The sequence below is a fragment of the Pseudomonas helleri genome (assembly GCF_001043025.1).
GTDB classification, from domain to species: Bacteria; Pseudomonadota; Gammaproteobacteria; order Pseudomonadales; family Pseudomonadaceae; genus Aquipseudomonas; species Aquipseudomonas helleri.
Genome location: NZ_JYLD01000010.1, coordinates 186,003 through 202,907, shown reverse-complemented (window position 1 = coordinate 202,907; position 16,905 = coordinate 186,003). Strand labels below are relative to the sequence as shown.

Here is a 16,905-nt window from a genome sequence, read left to right as displayed (position 1 = left end):
GCATGAGTGCCTGGGGCCATGGTGTGTGCCCGCGTCTTTAGTCGCGCAACGCCTTCACCTCTGCCGGTTTCACCTCAGCGCCTTTATTGCCCCAACTGGTACGAATGAAATTGACCACATCGGCTACTTCCTGATCCGACAGCCTCCAGTCGAAACCCGGCATGGTAAAGGTTGAGGGCGCGGTGTGCGTGGCCGGCAAGGTGCCGCCTTTAAGCACAATGTGAATCAGCGAAGTCGGGTCATCGGATTGCAACACCGGGTTACCCGCCAATGCCGGGAACACACGGGTGTAGCCATACCCATCGGTGCGATGGCAGGCCGCACAGTTGTCGATGTACACCGCCGCACCGCGCTTGCTGTCATTACCGTTCCATAAGGCATCGGGCACTGTCGGGTCATATTTATGAGGTCTGTCTGCCGAATCGACCGCAGGCAATGTCTTCAAGTAGCGAGCGATAGCGGTCAGGTCGGCATCAGACATGTACTGCATGCTGTGTACGATCACGTCGCTCATACCGCCGAACACCGCGCTGCGATCACTGCGGCCGGTCTTGAGAAACTGCACCAGTTGTTCTTCGCTCCAACTGCCTAGGCCGTCCTTGTGGTCGCCGCGCAGGTTCTTCGCGATCCAGCCTTCCAGCGGCGCACTGCCCGACAGAAACGTGCTGCCCTCTGTCGCGCTCAAGGCTTTTTCCTGCATGGTCAGCGCCCGTGGGGTATGGCATGCACCGCAATGTCCTAGACCTTCCACCAGATACGCCCCGCGACTCACCACCGGATTTTGCCCAGGGGCAGGGGTGAAGTCGGCCACTGCAGGGGCAAAGCTCCAGCGCCACATAGCCAATGGCCAACGCATGCTTAACGGCCAGGGAATATCGACCGCCCGGTTCTCGGCAGCGACCGGCTTAACGCCCTGCATGAAGTAGGCATACAGCGCTTGCATGTCGGCCTGGTTGACCCGCGCATAAGACGGGTAAGGCATCGCCGGGTACAACGTGCTGCCGTTTTTGGCGATGCCATGGCGCACAGCGTTGTCGAAATCGTCAAAGCTGTAGGCGCCGATGCCGCTCGGGTCGGGAGTGATGTTGGTCGAGTAAATCGTACCGATCGGGGTTTCCATGGGCAGGCCGCCAGCGAAAGGCTTGCCACCTTTGGCCGTATGACACGCCACACAGTCACCGGCTCGCGCCAGGTATTCACCGTGTTTGATCAAGGCTGCCTGATCGACTTCAGCAGCCAGAGCCGAAAAACTGCCCAGCAGGGCCAAGGTCGCGATAACAACTGTTTTCATGGTCATCGCTCCTTATGCCTGAACCAGCGGGCCGGGGTTTTTCAGGTACTGTTCGCGAATCGCCCGGGCCGACCAGTAGGTCAGCGCGGCCACAAGACCGGTCGGGTTGTAACCCAGCCCCTGCGGGAACGCCGAGGCGCCCGGTACGAACACGTTGTGTACGTCCCACGATTGCAGGTAACGGTTCAGCGCACTGGTTTTCGGGTCAGTGCCCATGATCGCGCCGCCGTTCAGGTGAGTGGTCTGGTAGGACGCAGTGTTGAAGTGTTCACCCACTTTTTTACCGAGCAGGGCGATGGCTTTGGGGTTCATCGCCTCGGCGATCTTGCCCATTTTCTCCATCATGAAACGGTTCATTTTGATGTCGTTTTCTTGCCAGTCGAAGGTCATCCGCAAAAGAGGCTGGCCGTAGGCATCGCGATAAACCGGGTCTAGATCGAGATAGTTACCACGGTAGGATTGATGCGCGCCGTGCGCGTCCATTGATACCTGGTGGGTGTAGTAATCGGCGGTGGCTTTTTTCCAGGCACTGCCCCAGGCCGGTGTGCCAGGCGGGTTGGACGTGCCGGCAATGGGACGGCTGCCGGCCTGGTTGACCCACATCGGCGAGCCACCCACAAAGCCATGTGGCCCGTGGTCAAAGTTATCGGCGTTGAAATCATCAATGGCCACGCCATTACCGCCTGCGCCGATAAAGTTGTTGGTGTGCACCTCTTTATCGAAATAGGCCTTGATGGTGCCCATGTTCTGGTACGCAAAGTTTTTGCCGACCACCCCTTCGCCGGTTTTCGGGTCGTACGGTTTGCCGATGCCCGAGAGCAGCATCAAGCGCACGTTGTGGAACTGGAAAGCACCCAGAATCACCAGGTCTGCCGGTTGTTCGATCTCACGGCCCAGCGCGTCGATGTAAGTGACGCCCGTGGCTTTGCTCTTGGTGCTGTCCAGGTTGACCCGAATCACATGGGCGTCAGGGCGCAACTCAAAGTTGGGCAGCGGCTTGAGCGCGGGCAAAATGTTCACGTTTGGCGAGGCTTTGGAGTACATGTAGCAGACATAACCGCTGCAGAAACCGCAGAAGTTGCACGGCCCCATTTGTGCGCCATACGGGTTGGTATAAGGCCCTGATGTATTGGCCGACGGCAGGTTATACGGCTTGTAGCCCACCTCAGTGGCCGCTTTCTGGAAGAGTTGGGCCGACACCGTATTCTTTTGCGATACCAGCGGAAAGTGGTCGGAACGATCCGCCGCATACGGGTTGCCACCCCGGCCTTCGCCCACAATGCGGCCGTTCACGGTCCAGGCCTGGCCCGAGGTGCCGAACACTTTTTCGGCGTAATCGAAGAACGGTTCCAGTTCTTCATAACTGACGCCGAAGTCCTGGATGGTCATGTCCTTGGGGATAAAGTTTTTGCCGTAGCGTTCTTCGTAGTGGCTGCGCATGCGCAGTTCAATCGGGTCAACCCGAAAATGTACCCCCGACCAGTGCAACCCGGCGCCGCCCACACCGTTGCCAGGCAAGAACGCCCCCAACTGGCGATTAGGCAAGGCCACGTCATTGACGCTATGGCGAATGGTCACGGTTTCTTTCGATACGTCCTGAAAGAGCTTTTTGCGCACGCTGTACGTCAGTTCGTCGATGACCTGAGGGTAGTTACCGTCCGGATACGTGTCCTGCATCGGGCCGCGCTCAAGGGCTACAACGTTTAGACCGGCTTCGGTTAACTCTTTGGCCATGATCGCGCCGGTCCAGCCGAAACCAACGATGACGGCATCTACTTTTTTCATAACGGTCGACATGCTCAGGCCCTCTCGCCGCGAATGGAAACTGCCGGGAAGGGGTACTGCTCGTTGCGTTCGACCCAGTCCATAAAGTCAGCGCGAGCGCCGGGGAAGCCGATCATGGTCCAGCCGACCATGCCCTTATTACCGCCGTGAATGGGGTCGCAAAAGAAGCCTTCCTTAGTGTTTTGCAGCAGGAAACTGAAAAACATCTTGGCCGGGACGCTCTCGAAGTGGGGCGTTCCGGCCTCCAGCTGTTTGAGCACTTCGTCTCGGGTAGCGCTGTCTAGCCCAGCAAATGTTGAGTTATAGGTCGTTTTGCACAGAGCCTCCGTGGCAGCGATGCCCAAGCGGTAGATCTGTTTGGGCACAAGCTTGCTCTGCCAGCCCATCTCGGCCGGCGCATCGGTATTGAACGGGCCCTGCATGAACCACAGAGCGCCGCTGGCGTACGGTGTGTGCATTTGCCGGTCTATGTACTCCGGGACGCCAGCTTCCAGAGCGCCAGGGCCTTGCTCGTCGGCGGGGATCAGGCGTGCTACCGCAGCGTTCAGAAATGCCCATTCCTGGGCCGTGAAATACGTCGGCTCATAAGGTGTGGCAGGGGAAGACGTGCGCCCCACAGGTTCAGGTGTGGCTGTGGCGCCCGCAGCGGGTGTCGCCATGAGCACGGAACCGCCGAGGCCGGTGCTTGCCACAGTGACCACCGGAATCAGCGTTAGGGTTTTGCGCAAAAACTCACGCCGCGGGTTGTCTTGTTCAGACATGGGAGGGGCACCTCTTCAGACATTCACGGGTAGCAGTTGCTCAGTGGCAACTTTCATGTTGGCAGCGACAAGCGTCGCAGATGAGCTTAAAAAATAGGTATCAGCAATTAATAGTTACAAATACTAGCAGGTAAGGGGCGAGGCTGAATCGATTCATGCGTAATTTTGCCGCACCTCAGCGCTGCAACAGCGCTGGCTAATCACGAATTTTTGACAAGTGGCTCACACAGTTTTTATCAGGCCTGACTCACTCTAGCGCCACCTCCTTATCCTTTAGTCGAAGTGGTTGCGCTGACATGCCCAAAGCCCGGTTTGCTCCTGCCCTGTGCCTGACATTATTGGCGGCGTTTTCGCTGCCCCAGGCGATGGCCGATGATTTTGCCGTGGCGCGCCCGCCCCAGTGGGCGCAGCCGGTTGATGCGCAATACAACCTGTACCAAATGTCGCCCACGCTGTACCGCAGCGCCTTGCCGGATGACCAGGCCCAGCCGTTGCTGGAAAAACTGCACATCGGCACCGTGATCAACTTTTTGCCCGAAGCCGACAGCAGCTGGTTAAAAACCCCGGGGGTTGAACAAGTCCAATTGCCGTACCGCACCAATCATGTCGATGACGCCGATGTGCTGGCCGCCTTGCGCGCCATCCAGACGGCTCAGGCCCATGGCCCGGTATTGATGCACTGCAAACATGGTGTCGACCGCACAGGCTTGATGGCAGCCATGTACCGCGTGGTGGTGCAAGACTGGAGTAAAGAAGACGCCCTGAAAGAAATGACTCAAGGTGGCTTTGGCGAAAACTCGCACTTCAAGGATGGCGAGAAATACATGATGCAAGCCAATATCCCGAAACTGCGTCAAGCCCTGGCCAGCGGCGCGTGCAGCACCAGCCCGTTCGCCTCTTGCGTGGTCAAGAACTGGTTGAGCCCCAAGGTTTAAGGGTTATTGGCCTTGTGTGAAGGTCCGGCCCACTGGCGCAGCGCCGCTGTGCGCTGCAACGGTGGGAGCTTGCCCAATTGTTCAACGGCCTTGTAAAACACCGCCCAGTCACCGCCGGTTTGCTTGAACAACGCAGCAAAGGCCGGCACCCATTGGTCATACAACCCGAACGGCAGCAGCTTGGCGTTGTTCATCGGGGCATTGACCCACGCGTCGTAGCGGTTGTTGCCCGCCCATTGCTGGTCGCGAAGCGCACGGTATTCACGGCGCATGCGCTCAAACTCCGCGGCTTTGCGCTGGCGCATCTCAGCCGCTGGCAACGTTTGGCTGTACAGCTGCTGCAGGCGCTGGCGCGTGCTCAGAACCAAGGTAATAAACGCTTCGCGCTGCTGCAAACCCTTGGTGTGTGCCGCTGGCAGCCCTTGGTAGGCGCGCCATTGGCGCGTGCCTTCCTGCTCGACAAAGCTGGCAAATGACTCGTTGAACTCAGTGTCGTCCTTCACATAAAAACGCTGATGCGCCAGCTCGTGAAAAATCAGCGTGGCCAGTCGCTCATCGCCCCAGTGCAGCATGCTGTTAAGGATCGGGTCATCAAACCAGCCCAGGGTCGAGTACGCCTCAACCCCGCTGACCCACACATCCATGCCTTGCTCGCGCTTGAGCGCGGCATCCCCGCGAGCGGCGCCCTGAGAGTAATAACCCCGGTAGGCCACGCACCCGGCCACCGGAAAGCAATAGGTGACCGGGTCGAGCGAAAACTCCGCTGTCGCAAAGACATTCCACACCACGTACGGTCGCTGGATATCGGCGTACAGGCGATAACTCTGGTTGTCAGGCAGCTTTAACTGTTCGCTGGCAAAGGTCCGGGCCGCTTGGGACCGGGCCAGATGCTGGCGCAGCACAGGGTCACGCTGAGGGTCGGCCACTACCTTGGCCACCGGCTCGCGGGCTTGCAACACGTGCCATTGGCCGGTGAGCAATTGCGAGTAGTAACCCGTACTGGAGCAACCGTATAAAAGAGGTAGAAAGGCGAGGGCAAGCAGGCAGCGAAAAGTCAGGGGCATGGTGCGGTCCAGTGGGCGACAAGTGCTCATCCAGCACACCCTATGTGACGCGTGTGAAAAAGCACAGCACCCTGTGAGAGTGGTCTGGCACTATGCTGATGCATTACATCCTGATGGACACTCCCATGCGCACGTTTTTGCTCTTGCTCACGGCCAGCCTGCTCAGCGCCTGTGCCAGCACGCCTCTGCCACCACACGATCCGAACATGGCCTGGGTTGATCTGGAAACCCAAACCGGCAAGTTGATCATGGCCGAGCGCCTGGATAACAAGCGCCTGAACGACGGGCGTTACTTTCAGGTAACCCCCGGCAGCCATGAGCTGATGGTGCGCTTTGACTACGAAGTGTTTATCGGCGGGATGGGTATGTTCAGCGAGCCGCAAGAGCGGTTGTGCTACCTCTCTGTCAACTACGCTGATTTCCAGCCCGGCCAACGCTACCGGTTGCAGGCACGCTCACTGGGCTTTAACGCTTACGCGCGGTTGTACAACGCCGAAGGCAAGGTGCTGGCCGAGGAGCGGCTGGTGAACTGCCTGCCTTAGTCCGTCAGTTATCGTTTTTCTGATAGATGATCTTCTTCGTGCCGTTTTCGCACGAACCTACCACCATGTTCTGATCGTGTACTTCGTCATTGGTCACGATCTCGAGCGTGTAAGACGACACGTTATTGGCCTGAATCTTGGCTTCGATTTCAGCCTTCAACTCGTCGCAAGGTTTGGGCGCTGCCCATACCGAGGTGGCCAAAGCACAACTGATTACCGCTAAAGCAAAACGTTTCATGATGAGACTCCCTTCTTGCAGAACGCACAGTAATGGTCAGACGCAATCGGCGGCTATTCGATCACATTCGGCGATGTCTGCGAACTGTCCGGGCTAACGCCGCCCCCACTGCGATGCAGGCGGGGGCGTACGTCGGGTCTATCGATCAGGCCTGCAGCGTAGCGTCGAGGGTGATTTTGGCGTTCAGCACCTTGGACACCGGGCAGCCTTCTTTGGCTTTTTTGGTCAGCTCATCGAACTGCTGCTGGGTCGCGCCCGGTATTTTGGCCTTGAGGATCAAGTGCACCGCAGTAATCGCAAACCCACCCTCGACTTGATCCAGGGTGACTTCAGCCTTGGTGTCGATGCTGTCGGCCTTAAGCCCGGCATCGCCCAAAATCATCGACAGGGCCATCGAAAAGCAACCGGCATGGGCGGCGCCGATCAGTTCTTCAGGGTTGGTGCCCTTGCCACCTTCAAAGCGGGCCTTGAAGCCATACGGTGCGTCGCGCAACACGCCCGTCTCGGTAGAGATGGAACCGATGCCGGTTTTAAGGTCGCCTGCCCAGTGTGCCGATGCAGTCTTTTTAATACTCATACGTGCCTCCTGAAGAACGGCGTGAAGGTTTCACGCCTTGACTGGAGTTGTGAGGGTAGTCGGCTCCACAAAGTTCATCTTGTCGGACAAATCGCATTTTTTTGTAGCTCAAATCATCGATGTCATTGAAACTCGGGTATATGCCCATATTGCTGTCATCACTGGCGGGTTTCTGCGAGTGCCTGAACCTGCCCCTCACTTGGAGTAGCCAGCTGATGAAACGATTGTCTGATGTCAAATTCTCGACCCTCGACCTGGTGCCCGTGCGCGAAAACGGTGGCGCCGCCCAGTCGTTGCACAACTCGCTGGATTTGGCCCAACACGTAGAAAAGTTTGGCTACAACCGTTTTTGGGTAGCCGAACACCACAACATGGACGGCATCGCCAGCTCGGCGACATCGGTGCTCATCGGTTATCTGGCCGGTGGCACCTCGACCATTCGCGTCGGTTCGGGCGGGGTGATGCTGCCCAACCATGCGCCGCTGGTGATTGCCGAGCAGTTCGGCACCCTCGAAAGCCTCTACCCTGGTCGCATCGACCTGGGCCTTGGCCGTGCGCCGGGCTCCGACCAAATGACTGCCCGCGCCCTGCGCCGTGAGCGTTCCGGCAGCGCGGATGACTTCCCGGAAGACGTCGCCGAGCTGATGCGCTACCTGGGTCCACGCACCCCGGATCAGCGAGTGATCGCCATGCCGGGCACCGGAACCAACGTGCCGGTGTGGCTGCTGGGGTCGAGCCTGTTCAGTGCGCAGCTGGCTGGTGAGCGTGGCTTGCCCTACGCCTTCGCCTCACATTTCGCACCGCGTTTGATGCACGAAGCGATTCGCGTCTACCGCAACCACTTCAAGCCTTCGGCGGTGCTCGACAAGCCGTATGTGATGTTGGGTGTGCCGCTGGTCGCGGCCGATACCGATGAGCAGGCTGAATACCTGTCCACCTCGGTGCTGCAACGTATTTTGGCTTTGATGCGTGGGCAGAGCCTGGTACAGCGCGCGCCGGTGAAAACCATGGACGGGCTGTGGCTACCCCACGAGAAAGAAGCAGTGATGAGCTTTTTGGGCCTGGCGATGGTCGGCAGCCCCGAGAAAATCCGCACCAAACTGCAAGTGCTGGTCGAACAGACCCAGGCGGATGAACTGATCTTTACCTGTGACCTGTACGAGCATGCAGACCGTATTCATTCCTACGAACTGCTGTCGCAAGTCATGAAAGGGGCCTAAACCGCTCTGTAGGAGCGAGCTTGTCTCGCGATCTTTTGATCATTGAAAAGATCGCGAGCAAGCCCGCTCCCACAGAATCAGCCGCGCTTGTAAACGATATCTTTGGTGCCGCCTTCACACGAGCCCACGACTTTTCCGTCAGAGGCAGTGCCCTTGTCGACCACTTCCAGCGAATAGTGCGGGACGCCATTAGCATCAATCTTCGCAGCAATTTCGCTCTTCAGTTCTTCACAAGGCTTGCCCGCTGCGAAAGCAGTGCCCGCCAGACTCAGTAAAGCTACAGCCACTAAAATCTTTTTCATCGGTCAGTTCCCCAGATCAAAACAAAATGGGTGCGACACGACTGCTCATGTCGCACCCAGAGGGTTTAGCGGACTTTGTGGCAAACGGCCAGTTTGTTGGCTAAAAGTCTGACGCAGGTCAGCTGCTGGCGATCCGGAAACCTACCTTCAGCGTCACCTGATAGTGCGCCACCTTGCCGTCCTTGATATGCCCGCGCGTGTCCAGCACCTCAAACCATTCCAGGTGTTTGATGGTTTTGTTGGCTTCGGCCAGTGCATGACTGATGGCGTCTTCTATGCTGCTTGGGGACGAGCCTACCAGTTCGATTTTCTTGTAGGTGTGATGGTCAGACATAACGTTCTCCTTTGTCGTCAATCAAAGCCTAGCAGCGAATCTGCTGAATACTTCGTGGGCCGTTCGCAAGGAAAAGTTCAGGTTTTTTGCACTTTCTGAAAACGGCGCAGTCGGACTAAACACGCACCCTCACTCACAAATGCAGGAGAGCCCTAATGGCTAGCAATACTTCACGTAAAGCGTCATTGCAAAGCATGGAAGCCGAGATCGAGAGCCTGCTCAAGTCTCTGGAGAGCTTCAAGCACGACGCGTCTGACGAGTCCAAGAAGACCCTTGGCGCCCTTAAAAGCAATGCCGAGAACGCGCTGAAACACTCGCGTCACCTGCTCAGCGACGCGTATGAAGAGGTAAAAGACAAAACCCGCGAAACCGCCATCGCCACCCGTGAATACGCGCAAGAGCATCCGTATGCCACCGCCGGTGTTGCGCTGGGTGCATTGGGCCTGCTGGCGGCTTTTCTGCTCTGCAAGCGTAACTAATCCTGCGCAAGCTCAGCCTTGAGCCATTGCGCCAGTTGCCGAGCGCGCCCGTCTGCGGCGCGCTTTGGCACCCATAACGCCAGCTGCGCCGGGGTTTGAGTAAAGCCCCACGGCGCAGCCAGGCGACCGGCCCGCACGTCCTCCGCCACTAACGGTTCGGGGGCAATCGCCACACCCAGGCCCGCCACTGCGGCCTCGAGCAAGTAGTACAAGTGCTCAAATCCTTGCCCGTAATTTAACGCCTTCGCATCGATCGCCTGTTGCTGTGCCCAGCTGGGCCACGCCTGCGGTCGCGACGTGGTGTGCAGGAGCGGTTCAGCCAGCAGGGCGCTGGCCGGTGCCTGACACAGTTGCGGGTAATGCGCATAATGCGGGCTCAGCACCGGGCCGATGCGCTCACTGGCCAATTCGTACACCTGCATGTCGGCGGGCCATGGCGGCTCGGCAAACACCAGCCACGCGTCCAGCCCGGAGCGGCGCGGGTCCAGATCGCCTTCACCGGCCGACAGATGCAAGCGCAAATCCGGCAAGTCGGCTTTTAAACGGCCCAGACGCGGGATAAACCAGCGCGCCAGCAAACTGCCCGAACAGCCCAGTACAAACGGCGCGTCGATATGGCTTTGCGTGAGTTCAGTGCATACATTGCGCAAGCGATCAAAGGCTTCGCTGCTGGCATCGCGCAGACGGATCCCGGCATCCGTGAGCTTCAGGCCGCGCCCCTCCTTCACAAACAGGCTGACCCCCAAGTGCTCTTCAAGCACTTTGATTTGCCGACTAACGGCACCGTGGGTGACGTTAAGCTGTTCAGCCGCCTGGCTGACGCTGTTCAGGCGGGCGGTGGCTTCGAACGCGCGCAGGGCGTTCAGGGGCGGGAGATCGCGGCTCATGGTATCTGTGAGTTTTCCTGACAGGTTGTGGCGATCTTATCGGTTTTCATCTGGCGTTGTCGCGCGTAAAGTCAGGCCCATCGACCTTCGCACCTCTTTATCTGGAGCGTCACATGACCCAATCCACATTGCGTAACGGCCCGGACGACAATGGCCTGTTCGGCTCATTCGGCGGCCGCTACGTCGCTGAAACCCTGATGCCGCTGATCCTCGACCTCGATCGCGAGTATGAGCTGGCCAAAAAAGACCCTGAGTTCATCAAAGAGCTCGCCTACTTCCAGCGCGACTACGTGGGCCGTCCAAGCCCGCTGTACTTTGCCGAGCGCCTGACCGAGTTCTGCGGCGGCGCCAAGATCTACCTCAAGCGCGAAGAGCTGAACCACACCGGCGCGCACAAGATCAACAACTGCATCGGGCAGATTCTGCTGGCGCGGCGCATGGGCAAAAAACGCATCATCGCCGAAACCGGCGCAGGCATGCACGGCGTTGCGACGGCCACCGTGGCCGCACGCTTTGGCCTGCAATGCGTGATCTACATGGGCACCACCGACATCGAGCGCCAACAGGCCAACGTGTTTCGCATGAAACTGCTGGGCGCCGAAGTGATCCCGGTTGTGGCCGGCACCGGCACCTTGAAAGACGCCATGAACGAAGCGCTGCGTGACTGGGTGACCAACGTCGACAGCACCTTCTACCTGATTGGCACCGTGGCTGGCCCGCACCCGTATCCGGCGATGGTGCGCGACTTCCAGGCCGTAATCGGCAAGGAAACCCGCGAGCAGATGCAAGCCCAGGAAGGCCGCCTGCCGGACAGCCTGGTGGCGTGCATCGGCGGTGGTTCCAACGCGATGGGCTTGTTCCACCCGTTCCTGGACGACACCGGCGTTGAAATCATTGGTGTTGAAGCGGCCGGTTACGGCATTGAAACCGGCAAACACGCGGCCAGCCTCAATGGCGGCGAGCCGGGCGTGTTGCACGGCAACCGCACCTTCCTGCTGCAAGACGACGACGGCCAGATCATCGACGCCCACTCGATCTCGGCGGGCCTGGACTACCCCGGCATTGGCCCGGAACACGCGTGGTTGCATGACATCGGTCGCGTCCAGTACACCTCGGTCACCGACGACGAAGCGCTGGATGCGTTCCATAAATGCTGCCGCCTTGAAGGCATCATCCCGGCCCTGGAAAGCGCCCACGCGCTGGCCGAAGTCTTCAAGCGTGCACCGACCTTGCCGGCCGATCACCTGATGGTGGTCAACCTGTCTGGCCGAGGCGACAAAGACATGCAAACCGTGATGCACCACGTTGAACAGTCCCAGCAGGAGAAACACTGATGAGCCGCCTGCAAACGCGTTTTGCCGAACTCAAAGAACAAAACCGCGCTGCGCTGGTGACCTTTGTCACCGCCGGTGACCCGGATTACGCCACCTCGCTGGCCATCCTCAAAGGCCTGCCTGCTGCGGGCGCTGACGTGATCGAGTTGGGCATGCCCTTCACCGATCCAATGGCCGATGGCCCGGCGATCCAGCTGGCCAACATCCGTGCGTTGGGCGCCAAGCAAAACCTGGCGAAAACCCTGCAAATGGTGCGCGAGTTCCGCGAAGGCAACAGCGACACGCCGCTGGTGCTGATGGGTTACTTCAACCCGATCCACCATTACGGCGTGGCTAAATTCATCGCTGACGCCAAGGCGGCCGGTGTAGACGGCATGATCGTGGTCGACATGCCACCCGAGCACAACTCAGAGCTGTGCGACCCTGCGCAAGCGGCAGGCCTGGACTTCATCCGCCTGACCACCCCGACCACTGACGATGCGCGCCTGCCTAAAGTGCTCAATGGCAGCTCGGGCTTTGTGTACTACGTGTCGGTGGCAGGCGTGACCGGCGCCGGTTCGGCGACCACAGACCAAGTGAGCGAAGCGATTGCGCGTCTGCGCCGTCACACCGACTTGCCGATCAGCGTAGGCTTCGGGATTCGCACCCCGGAACAAGCGGCGGCGATTGCCCGCTTGGCGGATGGCGTGGTGGTGGGCTCGGCCTTGATCGACAAAATCGAAAACGCGGCCACCCCGGAACAAGCGGTCGACGGCGTGCTGAGCCTGTGCGCGGCCTTGGCCGAAGGCGTGCGGACTGCTCGCGCGGGTTAACGCTAAAAACCTGTAGGAGCGAGCTCGTCTCGCGATCTTTTAAACATCAAAAGATCGCGAGGCAAGCTCGCTCCTACAGAGGATGTGTGTCGTTTCACCCGCAGCGTATGGCGGGCACCACTTCATGGGTCAGCCATTGGCGCAAATGGCGGTTCTCGGGGTGGTAGTGGTACAGCAGCATGGCATACGCCCCCGATTCGCTGAGCATCAAGGTGTCTTGCACGGCGCCGTGGCTGCGGATCGGTAATTCCTGATGCTGATCAGCATCCAGTTTGGCCAACCCTTTACGCCCTAACGTGCGGCCCATCAAACGGCCGAGATCGCGTGCGCAACACCACATTTGATCCTCCAACCACACCACTCGCAATTGCAGGCGATGACGCACAAAAATTCGGCTGTTAAGTGGCTCGGGATCAATCTGGTAATGCGCCAAGGCACGCCGGGTGGCGGCGTGGTCGCTGAGCAAGGTGTGGGTGTAGTCGGTGTTTGAGCGGGGTGGGTCGGGTGTGAGGGTTTTCATGAGGTGCGGTTCCTGGGCGTTGAGGAACTGCCAATAGCCTTCCTACTGGCTGGGTGGCAGCCATGCGCGGGGTAGGAACCGGGTCCCAGGGTAACCGGCCACGTCGAAACGTGCCCGCGCACGACCGCCATGACTGATGGTACGGACACAAAAAAAGTGCCGCAATCAGAAAGGTGGACACTTGCGCGCCGAGGGTAAAAAAGGGTTCCTACGCCCTGTCACTGATTTTGCAGTGACAGCCCCAAGACTAGGCCTGCCAACCCGGCCCCACAAGCGGGTCAACGCCGCTACGGGTTGCAGGAAATGTCCGAGAAACTGTAGCCGCTGACGAGGGCTTTGTGTGAAGGGTTACTTCTGCGAGCAGTCGTCATTGTTAATGCTAAAAACGTGTAGGAGCGAGCTCGTCTCGCGATCTTTTAAACATCAAAAGATCGCGAGGCAAGCTCGCTCCTACAGAGGATGTGTGTCGTTTCACCCGCAGCGTATGGCGGGCACCACTTCATGGGTCAGCCATTGGCGCAAATGGCGGTTCTCGGGGTGGTAGTGGTACAGCAGCATGGCATACGCCCCCGATTCGCTGAGCATCAAGGTGTCTTGCACGGCGCCGTGGCTGCGGATCGGTAATTCCTGATGCTGATCAGCATCCAGCTTGGCCAACCCTTTACGCCCTAACGTGCGGCCCATCAAACGGCCGAGATCGCGTGCGCAACACCACATTTGATCCCCCAACCACACCACTCGCAATTGCAGGCGGTGACGCACAAAAATTCGGCTGTTAAGTGGCTCGGGGTCAATCTGGTAATGCGCCAAGGCACGCCGGGTGGCCGCATGGTCGCTGAGCAAGGTGTGGGTGTAGTCGTTGTTTGAGCGGGGTGGGTCGGGTGTGATGGTTTTCATTTGGCTGCTTCCTAACGTATGGGTTGGAGCCGCTAAACATCACTTCCACATGATAGGTGGCGGCTGTACGCAGGTGTGGAAGACCGGGACGTTAGGCACCCGGCGCACTCGAGAGTGCCCCGCGCACAGCCACCATAAAGCACAGGCAATAAAAAACGCCTGACTAGGTGGCGCTTTGTGCGCCTAACGATATAAGGGCTTCCACACCCTGTCACTGATTTTGCAGTGACAGCCCAAGACTAGGCCTGCCAACCCGGCCCCACAAGCGGGTCAACGCCGCTACGGGTTGCAGGAAATGTCCGAGAAGTCGCCCTCACCCCAACCCTCACCCTCCGGGAGAGGGAGCTTTACCGAGGTGTTCTCAGGTTCAGTACATGGCTTGCAGGCCGCACTTTACCGAGGTGTTCTTAGGTTCAGCGCATGGCTTGCAGGCCGCAGAACATCTACAACATCCCCCAATCGGTTCCTTCTCCCTCCGGGAGAGGGCTAGGGTGAGGGCAAGGCATCACGCGGTCTTACTTCTGCGAGCCGTCATCATGTTGCAGATTGGCCTGGGTCAGGTTGCAGCCCGCCGGCACGCTGCGGGTGAGCCAGACGTTGCCGCCAATTGTCGAGCCTTTGCCAATGGTGATGCGCCCCAGAATGGTCGCGCCGGCATAGATCACCACGTCGTCTTCAACGATCGGATGGCGCGGGTGGCCTTTTTGAAGTTGGCCCGATTCGTCCGCCGGGAAACGTTTGGCGCCCAAGGTCACCGCTTGGTAGATACGCACACGTTCGCCGATGATCGCGGTTTCTCCGATCACCACGCCCGTACCGTGGTCGATAAAGAAGCTGCGGCCAATCTGCGCGCCCGGGTGAATATCAATGCCGGTGGACGAATGCGCGATTTCGGCGCTGATGCGGGCCAGCAAAGGCAGGCCGGCGCGGTACATGTGGTGCGCCAGGCGGTGGTGAATCACCGCCAGAATCCCCGGATAGCACAGCAACACTTCGTCGACACTGCGCGCCGCCGGGTCGCCGTGGTAGGCGGCCAGGACGTCGGTGTCGAGGATGCTGCGCAGGCGCGGCAAGGCCAGGGCAAAGTCCTGGATCAACACGGTCGCCGTTTCGTCCACGCCCGCATCCGGTAAACCTGCCTGACGCGCCGCGTAGCGCAGTTCCAGTCGCGCCTGGGCCAGCAGCGCGTTGAGCGCTACGTCGAGGGTGTGGCCCACGTAGAAATCTTCGCTCTCTTCACGAAGGTCGACCGGGCCCAGGCGCATCGGGAACAACGCGCCGCACAGGGCCTCTAGAATCTCGGCCATCGCGGCGCGCGAAGGCAGCTCGCGGCCGCCCAGTTCACCGCTGACACGGCCGTTTTGCGAGCGCCACTGGTTACGGGCCGTGCGCAATTGGCCGACGATGGTTTGCAACTGCCAAGGGTTGGAACGTTCACTCACGCTGAATTCTCCGCGCGCTGGGGGGCTGATTGATCAGCCGCGAATGGGCAATGATTTTTACGGTATCAAACTGTTTCGGGCTTAGCCAATCAACGCGTGCGTCGACGCCAGATTCGCCAGCCCACGAACATCAGCACCAACACGCTCAACGCCGCCGCCAGCGCCACGGTCAAGCCGTTATAGCTGAACAGCGGTTTCTCGATACGCACATAACCGGGCTTGGCAAACAAGTGGCGCAACGCGCTGTTGGCTTGCTCAAGTGTCACCGCTTGCAAGCGTTTGGACGGGTCGGCAAACCGGCCGCCGTCGTAGTCGCCCAAGGCGCTCCAGTAGTAATCAGCCAAGGCGCTGTTGCCCTGCACAGCCCAGGCCTGGCGCGCTACGGCGGCGTTTTTGAGGCGGGTAAAGGTCTGCGGGTCGAGGCCGTCCTTGAGCAAACGTTGTTTGAGTTCGCCCATCACCTGTTGAGCCTTGGCAACGTCATCGCGGGCGAGGTCGGCGTTGAGGCTTAAAAAGCTCACGCCGCCAAACACTTCGCGCTCGGCCCAAGGCCCGTAAGACAACCCGTGTTTGAGCCGCAGCTCGTTGTACAACGACCACTCCAGGTAATCACGAAGCAGGTCCCAGGTTTCATCGTTCTGGTCGTCGATCACCGGCTCAGGCAGCAACCAATGCAGCTTGGCCGTCTCGCCGACCACACCGCGCACCAATGTGCGCTCGGTGTCAGCCCTGGCTTCAATGGCGGGCAGCGGCAGGTGCTCGCTGGGGTCGACCGGTTCGAGTGCGCCGTAGGTGCGTTCCAGATACGCCGGCAGCAGGCGGTCGAGGTCGCCGACCATGATCAGGGTCATGTTGTTGGGGGCGTACCACGTGTTGCGCACCGCTTCGAGCTGTTGGCGCGTGAGGTTATGCACCTCGGCGCGCTCGGCGCATTTGAGGCCCAGTTCCACCGCCAACTGGTTGCTGGCGCTGTGCCCGAGGTCCTGGCGGTCCAGCCAGCGTTGCAGGTGCGAATAGTGGCCGCCGTCTTCGCGCTCAACCACTTGCTTGGCCTCGCTGATGCGCTGGTCGGTCATTTGCGTGCGGGTCAGCAGGCTCAGCAGCAGGTCGAGGATTTTGCGCTGGTTTTTCGCCGGGGCTTCGATCACAAACGTGGTGTCGGCGTTGCTGGTGTAGGCGTTCCATTCGCCGCCCAGCGCTTGCATGCGTTCTTCCAGGCCGCCTTCGCCGCTGTCGTCGACGCCGCTGAACAATAAGTGCTCAAGCAGGTGGGGCAACTGTTGATCGGCGCAACTGAAGTCATCCATGCCCACGCCGACCACCAAGCGAATGGACACATGGCCGCGCTCGTAGCCGGGCTTGAGGATCAGTTGCAAGCCGTTAGGCAGTTGATAGCCCTCTACGCTGAAGCGGTCGAGGGCAAAACTCTGAGCTGCTCCCAGCAGCACGCAGATAAACAGCAGGCAACGCATAAAAATCCCTGGA

General features: G+C 59.4%; 19 protein-coding genes. 6 read left to right on the top strand and 13 right to left on the bottom strand.

Annotated elements, in window-relative coordinates:
• Nucleotides 1–37 precede the first annotated feature (37 nt).
• From TU84_RS17490 to TU84_RS17480, 3 genes are read right to left on the bottom strand one after another with little or no spacing between them, the layout of a single operon-like run.
• A complete protein-coding gene (locus TU84_RS17490) occupies nt 38–1,291 on the bottom strand; it encodes a cytochrome c (protein WP_048371168.1) in 1,254 nt (417 codons plus the stop codon).
• Between the two features lie 12 nt (nt 1,292–1,303).
• On the bottom strand, nt 1,304–3,088 hold the full coding sequence (locus TU84_RS17485) for a GMC family oxidoreductase (RefSeq protein ID WP_048371167.1): 1,785 nt from the start codon (nt 3,086–3,088) through the stop codon (nt 1,304–1,306).
• A gap of 2 nt (nt 3,089–3,090) precedes the next feature.
• A complete protein-coding gene (locus tag TU84_RS17480) occupies nt 3,091–3,837 on the bottom strand; it encodes a gluconate 2-dehydrogenase subunit 3 family protein (protein ID WP_048371165.1) in 747 nt (248 codons plus the stop codon).
• Nucleotides 3,838–4,133: 296 nt separating this feature from the next.
• On the opposite strand from TU84_RS17480, the gene TU84_RS17475 reads away from it, so the two are divergent.
• On the top strand, nt 4,134–4,772 hold the full coding sequence (locus tag TU84_RS17475) for a dual specificity protein phosphatase family protein (protein ID WP_048371163.1): 639 nt from the start codon (nt 4,134–4,136) through the stop codon (nt 4,770–4,772).
• Here the strand turns inward: TU84_RS17475 and TU84_RS17470 are convergent.
• Nucleotides 4,769–5,836, bottom strand: a complete 1,068-nt coding sequence (locus tag TU84_RS17470) for an aminopeptidase (protein WP_048371160.1) — start codon at nt 5,834–5,836, stop codon at nt 4,769–4,771. The two genes, TU84_RS17475 and TU84_RS17470, sit on opposite strands and share 4 nt — an antisense overlap.
• 125 nt (nt 5,837–5,961) lie before the next feature.
• Here TU84_RS17470 and TU84_RS17465 point away from each other — a divergent pair, with 125 nt between their 5' ends.
• Nucleotides 5,962–6,378: a PA0061/PA0062 family lipoprotein gene (locus TU84_RS17465; RefSeq protein WP_048371212.1), complete on the top strand. Its 417-nt coding sequence runs from the start codon at nt 5,962–5,964 to the stop codon at nt 6,376–6,378.
• A 4-nt stretch (nt 6,379–6,382) separates the two neighbouring features.
• Here the strand turns inward: TU84_RS17465 and TU84_RS17460 are convergent, their stop codons facing one another.
• Together TU84_RS17460 and TU84_RS17455 are read right to left on the bottom strand one after the other, a co-directional pair.
• Nucleotides 6,383–6,616 carry a DUF1161 domain-containing protein gene (locus tag TU84_RS17460; protein WP_048371159.1) on the bottom strand — a complete coding sequence of 78 codons (234 nt, stop codon included), beginning with the start codon at nt 6,614–6,616 and terminating at the stop codon, nt 6,383–6,385.
• A gap of 145 nt (nt 6,617–6,761) precedes the next feature.
• On the bottom strand, nt 6,762–7,193 hold the full coding sequence (locus TU84_RS17455) for an OsmC family protein (RefSeq protein ID WP_048371157.1): 432 nt from the start codon (nt 7,191–7,193) through the stop codon (nt 6,762–6,764).
• A 215-nt stretch (nt 7,194–7,408) separates the two neighbouring features.
• Here TU84_RS17455 and TU84_RS17450 point away from each other — a divergent pair, with 215 nt between their 5' ends.
• A complete protein-coding gene (locus TU84_RS17450) occupies nt 7,409–8,413 on the top strand; it encodes an LLM class flavin-dependent oxidoreductase (protein ID WP_048371155.1) in 1,005 nt (334 codons plus the stop codon).
• A 77-nt stretch (nt 8,414–8,490) separates the two neighbouring features.
• Here TU84_RS17450 and TU84_RS17445 read toward each other — a convergent pair whose 3' ends face one another.
• Together TU84_RS17445 and TU84_RS17440 are read right to left on the bottom strand one after the other, a co-directional pair.
• Nucleotides 8,491–8,715, bottom strand: coding sequence for a DUF1161 domain-containing protein (locus tag TU84_RS17445; RefSeq protein ID WP_048371153.1), 225 nt, complete (start codon nt 8,713–8,715; stop codon nt 8,491–8,493).
• Nucleotides 8,716–8,833: 118 nt separating this feature from the next.
• Nucleotides 8,834–9,049, bottom strand: a complete 216-nt coding sequence (locus tag TU84_RS17440) for a dodecin (protein ID WP_048371152.1) — start codon at nt 9,047–9,049, stop codon at nt 8,834–8,836.
• Between the two features lie 155 nt (nt 9,050–9,204).
• Between TU84_RS17440 and TU84_RS17435 the strand changes: the two genes are divergently transcribed.
• Complete coding sequence (locus TU84_RS17435) at nt 9,205–9,528, top strand: DUF883 family protein (protein WP_048371150.1); 324 nt, start codon at nt 9,205–9,207, stop codon at nt 9,526–9,528.
• On the opposite strand, the gene TU84_RS17430 is transcribed toward TU84_RS17435, so the two are convergent.
• Entirely contained in the window at nt 9,525–10,415 is an 891-nt protein-coding gene (locus TU84_RS17430; protein WP_048371148.1) for a LysR family transcriptional regulator, read from the bottom strand. The genes TU84_RS17435 and TU84_RS17430 overlap by 4 nt on opposite strands.
• A 113-nt stretch (nt 10,416–10,528) precedes the next feature.
• Here TU84_RS17430 and trpB point away from each other — a divergent pair, with 113 nt between their 5' ends.
• Both trpB and trpA read left to right on the top strand, forming a co-directional pair.
• Nucleotides 10,529–11,749 (top strand): tryptophan synthase subunit beta, encoded by a 1,221-nt coding sequence (gene trpB / locus TU84_RS17425; protein WP_048371147.1) that lies wholly within the window; start codon nt 10,529–10,531, stop codon nt 11,747–11,749.
• Nucleotides 11,749–12,561 carry a tryptophan synthase subunit alpha gene (trpA, locus tag TU84_RS17420; protein WP_048371145.1) on the top strand — a complete coding sequence of 271 codons (813 nt, stop codon included), beginning with the start codon at nt 11,749–11,751 and terminating at the stop codon, nt 12,559–12,561. Before trpB ends, trpA begins: the two co-directional genes overlap by 1 nt.
• A 94-nt stretch (nt 12,562–12,655) precedes the next feature.
• Here trpA and TU84_RS17415 read toward each other — a convergent pair whose 3' ends face one another.
• The 4 genes from TU84_RS17415 to TU84_RS17400 all read right to left on the bottom strand — a co-directional run bounded on the left by TU84_RS17415 (nt 12,656) and on the right by TU84_RS17400 (nt 16,892).
• The gene (locus tag TU84_RS17415) at nt 12,656–13,081 is read right to left on the bottom strand and encodes a BRO-N domain-containing protein (protein ID WP_053225261.1); all 426 of its coding nucleotides are present in this window, start codon (nt 13,079–13,081) and stop codon (nt 12,656–12,658) included.
• Between the two features lie 471 nt (nt 13,082–13,552).
• Nucleotides 13,553–13,978, bottom strand: coding sequence for a BRO-N domain-containing protein (locus tag TU84_RS17410; RefSeq protein WP_053225260.1), 426 nt, complete (start codon nt 13,976–13,978; stop codon nt 13,553–13,555).
• Between the two features lie 515 nt (nt 13,979–14,493).
• Complete coding sequence (epsC, locus tag TU84_RS17405) at nt 14,494–15,420, bottom strand: serine O-acetyltransferase EpsC (protein WP_048371143.1); 927 nt, start codon at nt 15,418–15,420, stop codon at nt 14,494–14,496.
• 89 nt (nt 15,421–15,509) lie between these two features.
• Nucleotides 15,510–16,892, bottom strand: a complete 1,383-nt coding sequence (locus tag TU84_RS17400; protein ID WP_048371141.1) for a M16 family metallopeptidase — start codon at nt 16,890–16,892, stop codon at nt 15,510–15,512.
• Nucleotides 16,893–16,905: the final 13 nt, after the last annotated feature.